The organism is Candidatus Magnetominusculus xianensis (genome assembly GCA_001541255.1).
GTDB lineage: Bacteria > Nitrospirota > Thermodesulfovibrionia > Thermodesulfovibrionales > Magnetobacteriaceae > Magnetominusculus > Magnetominusculus xianensis.
In genome coordinates this window covers 1-1627 of the sequence record LNQR01000094.1, presented here as the reverse complement: position 1 = coordinate 1627, position 1627 = coordinate 1, and the positions used below count along the sequence as shown (strand labels likewise).

The following is a 1627-nucleotide window of genomic DNA, read 5'->3' as shown; positions in this document are numbered from 1 at the left end:
CCCCGGTAAACGGCGGCCGTAACTATAACGGTCCTAAGGTAGCGAAATTCCTTGTCGGGTAAGTTCCGACCTGCACGAATGGCGTAACGATTTGGGCGCTGTCTCGGCGAGGTACTCGGCGAACTTAAGTTACCGGTGAAGACGCCGGTTACCCGCAGCTAGACGGAAAGACCCTGTGCACCTTTACTGCAGCTTGGCATTGAGTTGTGGTGTAATATGTGTAGGATAGGTGGGAGGCTATGAAGTGTGGACGCTAGTCCACATGGAGCCGTCCTTGAAATACCACCCTTATTATACTGGGACTCTAACCTACTCCCGTAATCCGGGAGAGGGACAGTGTCTGGCAGGCAGTTTGACTGGGGCGGTCGCCTCCCAAAAGGTAACGGAGGCGCCCAAAGGTTCCCTCAGGCTGGACGGAAATCAGCCGCAGAGTGTAAAGGCAGAAGGGAGCTTGACTGCGAGAGAGACATCTCAAGCAGGTACGAAAGTAGGGCTTAGTGATCCGGTGGCTCTGAGTGGAAGGGCCATCGCTCAACGGATAAAAGGTACGCCGGGGATAACAGGCTTATCGCGTCCAAGAGTTCACATCGACGACGCGGTTTGGCACCTCGATGTCGACTCATCGCATCCTGGGGCTGAAGTAGGTCCCAAGGGTTCGGCTGTTCGCCGATTAAAGCGGTACGAGAGTTGGGTTCAGAACGTCGTGAGACAGTTCGGTCCCTATCTGCTGTGGGCGCAGGAGACTTGAGAAGGTCTGTCCTTAGTACGAGAGGACCGGGATGGACGAACCTCTAGTGTTCCAGTTGTCATGCCAATGGCAATGCTGGGTAGCTATGTTCGGTAGGGATAACCGCTGAAAGCATCTAAGTGGGAAACCCGCTTCAAGATTATGTCTCCCGGGGAGTAATCCCCCTAAAGGCCCGTGGAAGACCACCACGTTGATAGGCTGGAGGTGTAAGTGTGGTAACACATTGAGCTGACCAGTACTAATAGGCCGTGAGACTTGACCCTTAAAAAAATTTTCCGTTGCCAATTTATTTAGGCAATGCGCAACTTTTGTTGCGCGGTATTATGCATAAGTTTTCCGGTGGTTATACCGGAGGGGCTACACCCGTTCCCATCCCGAACACGGAAGTTAAGCCCTCCAGGGCCGATGATACTCGGACCGCGAGGTCCTGGGAAAGTAGGTTGCTGCCGGATTTAAATTACTGAATGCCCGAATCTTAACGGTTCGGGCATTCTTTTTTTTGTTGCGCCCGGCACGGGTGCATACTTGGTGGTGGAAGCCCACTACGGGGGTTGATATTGCCAACCGTTAGCCAAAGGTAAGGGTGTCCGTTGTGAGGCGGAATTTGATGTTGCTGGAGGCAAATCTCAGGTCTGAGGAACACTAACTGCATACAATACTTATGATAAGTCGGGCGAGTTTGCCAAAAATAAGTTGCGCTTATTTCCTATGTTCTTCCTGCGTTGTTGTTACTTCACATCACTAAGTTCAAATATTTGAAGAAAGAAAAAAGCCAGGAGATTTATTTCGAGTGACAAAAATCAGTTCGTATTGTCCTCGGTGTAAGATAGCAAGAAATCTTACACCTATATTTTTTAGGAGAGTATGTGCATAATAAGT

The 1627-nt window shown here is 50.5% G+C and carries 2 rRNA genes; both read left to right on the top strand.

Annotated features, from left to right (window positions below):
* Positions 1-1011 (top strand): 23S ribosomal RNA (locus ASN18_RS12915); the annotation flags it as partial.
* Between the two features lie 72 nt (positions 1012-1083).
* A 5S ribosomal RNA gene (gene rrf / locus ASN18_RS12910) occupies positions 1084-1200 on the top strand.
* Positions 1201-1627 lie beyond the last annotated feature (427 nt).